Here is a 5,109-nt window from a genome sequence, read left to right as displayed (position 1 = left end):
TACATCCTGAACAAGCAAGAGTTGCCCAAGGAGCCGCCCACGCTCAACGAGGTGGTGCGGCTGATTGCCAGGCTGGGGGGCTTTCTTGCGCGAAAGCGCGATGGTGAGCCCGGAGTCAAGACCATCTGGCTGGGAATGCAGCGCATTCTTGACTTTGCCGCTGGCATCAGGTTCTGTCGCGAGCTTCAGGCTCAGGGGAGCTGTGTATAACGAAATGGTTTCAGCCAGTGCACGCAAATTCATCGGGTAGCCACCAAGGCCCGGCCAACAGAATATGGCAGCTACCTCTTGCTCCGTACCAGCCAGCAGGATGGCGCGGCTACTCGACGGCTTACTGTCGCCAATCGCTGCAGCCAGTTTTTCGATGGTCGGTGCATTGAAAATCAATTGAATGGGCAGTCGTGCTGAGAACTCTCGATTAATGGCTTGGACAATCGCCACAGCCTGCAGCGAGTTGCCACCCAGCTCGAAAAAGTCATCCTGCACGGACAAGCTCTCCCGCTTCAGAACTTGGCACCAGATGCGACTAACGGCCAGCTCGCGCGCATTGCGTGCCACTATAAAAGGTCGCTCTAGTGCAACCAAGTGAAAATCAGGTGACCACTTGAGAACATTGACATCAACCTTACCAGAAGGAGTGTGCGGCATCTTGCTCACAATAACGATGCGCGATGGCACCATGTAATCTGGAAGTTGGTTGAGCAAATCGGCACGAATTAGCTCGGCCGGGCCTTTCATGTGAATTGCATCCTCATCCATGCCGACATGATTGATTTGCGCTGTACTAATCTTTCCAAACAGACAAAAATAGCTGGGACCAGTCTGGCCGCCAGCAGCAGTGATGATATCGTTTAGTCGCAGCGAGGTTGCCAGTGGGTTGCCGCTTTTCGAACTGTAGCCGGACGACATGGCACCAAAGCCGATCTTATTCATCTGCACGCGCTGCAAGCAGCGTCCCAGATCGATGTAATGCCGCCATGGTTCATTGCTTAGACTGACGAAGGAAATAGCGCCACTGGCGCGTTGATAAACCTGTTGATTAATGGCGATGACGTGGTGCTGCTCAATTATAAAATCTGATATGCGTATAAACTCTCCGTCGCGATAGAAATAACTTCCGTCGGTTAGATCGGTAATGTGACCTTGCTGTGCTTGTAGATAAACGTCCACCTCCAACATATTGACACGCTCATTTAGCGACACAATGTCGTAGCTGCAAATATAATCGTGCTCTGAAGGGCAGGCCAGTGTGGTTTGCACCTCGGGGGTGTACTGGCCTGCGTTAATTCCATAGCCGTACTCGGGAAGTACATGGTCGAGCAAGCCTAATATGTGGCCACTTTCCATTTCCAGTACTTCGCGTATGTTGTTTTTGTACACTTCGCGGATAGCCGGAATGTTGCCCACAAAGTGCAGTCGCAATCGTAGTGCATCGCCATGCGCGTTAGCCAGTCGGTACAGACTGTGACTGACTGGGTGGTAGTAATAAAACCCATCAGCTATATCCGCAATACCGATCAGTTCGACATACAGTTGGGTGCCATACAGTGCACCAGGTGAGGCGTAGCCGAATTTCGGCAGCAAGCGTTCCTCGCTGTTGAATTGACCTAGATAGCGTAGTATCCTGCCGAACTTCGCTGCATTCAGTGTAGCCAAACTTTCAGGTACCCCGGAAGGAGGTTGCAGGCCCAGCAAAGTTAGTAGGTCATTACGGTCAATCCCGCCGCCGTGATAGAAACGGTATGTCTTTCGTGCAAACACGAACTTTCTCTGCGCAGCGCTTTCTTGCTTTCCGGTCAGCATCGTCTGCGGCAGGCCTTTAAGATAATCGTTGCTGCGAAAGCCGCGGCCGGACAATTGCGCCTTGATCTGAACGCGGGTGGACTTTGTTTGGTGATGCGACTCGGCCACGTTCTGATCCATCAACCGTGCTTCGTTCGGATTCAATTCGATCGCACCAATTAGCTGTGCATGGCCGCTATGCGCATTCTCTGCCACAAATACCGCGGCCGACTTAACCCAACCATGGTTTTCGATCGCCAGACGAATTTCATCTAGCTCGATGCGGTAGCCTCGAAACTTTACTTGATTATCAATGCGACCAACGAAGTGCAACAGGCCGTGTTTGTCCTGCCGCACTAGATCACCAGTACGGTACATACGCACGGGCGCAGGGTTATTCGCAGTTGTTATGGTAAGGAATTTCTCGGCAGTCTGCTCATGACGGAACAGATAGCCATTGGCCAGTTGACTACCGGCGATGAATAGCTCGCCAACATTTTCCGGCGCCACCGGCTGCAACTGACCATCCAGCAAATGGCAGCTGATTCCAGCCACAGGCAGGCCAATCGGTGCGATTTCCCAGTTCTCTTCTACCTTGTCGTGGGTGAGCACGAAGTGAGTGGAATTGATAGTGCACTCGGTCGGTCCGTAAAGGTTTACTAGCCTCGCCTTGGGCATGATATGCAAGAGACAGCGTGCCAGTTTACGTGACAAGCCCTCGCCGCCACTGAATAGACTGTGCAAGCTGTGACAGCTCGAAAAATCGTTCAACTCGCTGAGTGCCTGCAATAAGGTAGGCACGCCTTGTAGCGTGGTGATTTCGTGCTGTTTAATTTGCCGCACCAAACTCTCCGGATCTCGATTGCTACCGGGCTCGGCTATCACCACGCATGCACCACAGCACATACCAAGCAATTCCCACTGCGCGGCATCAAAGCTGATTGGAGTTTTTTGCAAAATACGGTGACTGTGGTCCAAGTAACCCTCTTTGGCAATCCAGCACAACTGATTGACGATAGCCTGTTGCGAGATAAGCACGCCTTTTGGCTTGCCAGTGGTGCCAGATGTATAGATCACATAGGCCAGATCGGTGCCGTCTTGCTCGTACAAATTTACCAGCAATTGATTCATTTCTTCGAAACTGGCCATCGGCATGTCGTCAATATTACAGATAGTCACATCGGGCAATGGCAAGCCAGCTAGGTACGACTGGCTGTGGCGATTGCTCAGTATCAATTTTACGCGTGCATCGTTCAGCATATAGGACAAGCGCTCTGGTGGATAATCGGTAGCCAGCGGCAGATATGCTGCACCAGCGAACAGAATACCCCACATGCCAAGTGCCAAGTCGGCTGAAGCCTCGATGAATAGCCCGACGCAGTCATTGTATCTGACTCCCCCTTGACGGCGCAGCGTAATGGCAATGGTTATTGCGCGCAGGACGGTTTCCTCGAAGCTGTAATTTTTCTGACTGTCGGCAATAGCAGTTTCGTTACGCAAAGCCTGCAAGCGCGACAATAGCAGAGTAGGCAAGGTATGTGCACGCTGTACCTGATCGTCAGCGGAAAAACATTGCTTATGCAAATTATTGCGCAGAAGGATTTTGGTTACTGACATTTTTCATCCATTCTTCACCCGTTGTTTAAAGTGAAATACAATGCATCCGAAGCAAGCGCGACCTTGGTCTAAATCTGACCGATTTTGAGACTGTAGTGTATGGATAGCGTAAGTGCATTTCATGGATCAGAGTATTTTCCTAATTCATGAAATTCAGTAGCGACTGAACAGACTTCCGAAGCCAGGAAATTGATCCTGAACACCACTCGTTCGTAATGCGTGCCAATATAAGACAGCATTGTTTGCAATAACAGGTTTTCCAGTCCACTGCTCCGCTACGTTTGCAAAGATCGTCATTGGTACGTTGGTGCCCACCTGCACGATGGCCTCCACGCCCGGTGCATTGACCACTTCCACTGCATGGCGTAGATCATCTTGACTGACCACAGAGATGCGCGAAGGGCTTTGTCCACCAAGATTGGCTAGCGCCAAGATGTCGTAACCCTTGTCCACGAAAAACTGTGACACCGCCTCATCACCGATTGCTGTGTATGGTGAAATCAGGCCGATGCGACGTACATTGCCCATTTTTTCAAGCGCCAGCTCAATGGCGTCCGCACTCATAGTGATGCCAATGTCGCCAGCTGTTTCCTGCAGGTACGTCAGCATCTGCAGGTGCATGTTATTCCCGTTCCAATACGCATCTGGTGATACCGCCACGATCACGCGACTTAGTCCACAGTCCTTCAGACTTTGGATCGCCGGGGCAGTGGCACTGTATATTTCCTGGATTACGCTGTTAAACCCTGACTCCTCAGTCAGCGTATCATCAACTATAACCATGCGGCTAACATGGTTAGTCACACCAAACGGTCGCAAATCGTCCATTTCCGGTTGTGCAGATGTGTTGGTAGAGGGGATAACAACACCTATTCGCAAGCGGTGACCCAAGATGTTCATTGTTGAAACCTCAGAACCTGTGAAGATATGTCGGTGCGAATATTGCACGTCTTTTAACATGCTCAGTAGCACCACCAAACCCGGATCGAGCGGACACACGGGCACCTTGTTTGAGAACCTGATGTTTTCGTCCGAGAGCACGACGGCTCCGAAACCCAGAGCGTCCAAAAGCATACCCCCCATGCAAAACTTGGTGCGCAATCAGGTCGAACTGCGTGTCTGTGATTTTGACGCCACCATGCCCACAGACCATCAGGTCCGCGCCGTCCGGGCCTTCGTGCAATTGATCGATCTTCAGGCCCTGAACGCGCGCATCCGGGCCGTTGAAGGCAGTGTCGGGTGCGCGCCCATTGATCCGGCCATCTTGGTGAGTCTGTGGCTGTACGCAACGCTCGACGGGGTAGGTTCTGCGCGCGAACTTGCGCGGCTGTGCGAGCTGGGGCAAGCGCTCAGGAAAGAGATTGGCTCTGAACTTTCCCTTGGCAGCTTGAGAGGGGCGCAAAACAACAAGCCGCAGGGAGCGGTCCTGGCGCGTCAGATTGCACCACAGGAAGGCAAACATGCCCCAGGAGACGATCCTGGGCTTGAATGGGGCCATCTCGTCCATCTGCATCATCTTGTCCATCCACAGGTCAGGGGGTGTGAACCAAAATCTGGTGGCATCATACAGCGACAGGAACGTTCATTCCAAATATGAATTTGCTATCGATATTTTCTTGTAATAGCCTGTTCCTCGTCAGCCGCACCCACCAACTCCACAATTGGTAGCCGGGCACCCTTCACAAACTGCAAAGGAGAACGACATGAGCA

The 5,109-nt window shown here is 51.9% G+C and carries 2 protein-coding genes and 2 pseudogenes; 2 read left to right on the top strand and 2 right to left on the bottom strand.

All coding sequences use genetic code 11. The features are described from left to right. Positions 1-210, top strand: a 210-nt coding sequence (locus VTU_RS35305; protein WP_265597367.1) for an IS4 family transposase, incomplete at its 5' end; no start/stop codon positions are given. 144 nt (positions 211-354) lie between these two features. On the opposite strand, the pseudogene VTU_RS33300 reads toward VTU_RS35305, so the two are convergent. Both VTU_RS33300 and VTU_RS0123905 read right to left on the bottom strand, forming a co-directional pair. After that, a pseudogene (locus tag VTU_RS33300) lies at positions 355-3,399 on the bottom strand (amino acid adenylation domain-containing protein); the annotation flags it as partial. 153 nt (positions 3,400-3,552) lie between these two features. Next, positions 3,553-4,440 carry a maleate cis-trans isomerase family protein gene (locus tag VTU_RS0123905; RefSeq protein ID WP_201766182.1) on the bottom strand — a complete coding sequence of 296 codons (888 nt, stop codon included), beginning with the start codon at positions 4,438-4,440 and terminating at the stop codon, positions 3,553-3,555. Between the two features lie 40 nt (positions 4,441-4,480). Here VTU_RS0123905 and VTU_RS32315 point away from each other — a divergent pair. After that, positions 4,481-4,753 (top strand): annotated as a pseudogene (locus VTU_RS32315) (transposase); the annotation flags it as partial. Between the last annotated feature and the right edge of the window lie 356 nt (positions 4,754-5,109).

This window comes from Verminephrobacter aporrectodeae subsp. tuberculatae At4 (assembly GCF_000193225.1).
Taxonomy (GTDB): domain Bacteria; phylum Pseudomonadota; class Gammaproteobacteria; order Burkholderiales; family Burkholderiaceae_C; genus Acidovorax; species Acidovorax aporrectodeae.
This window is presented reverse-complemented; position numbering and strand designations above follow the sequence as displayed.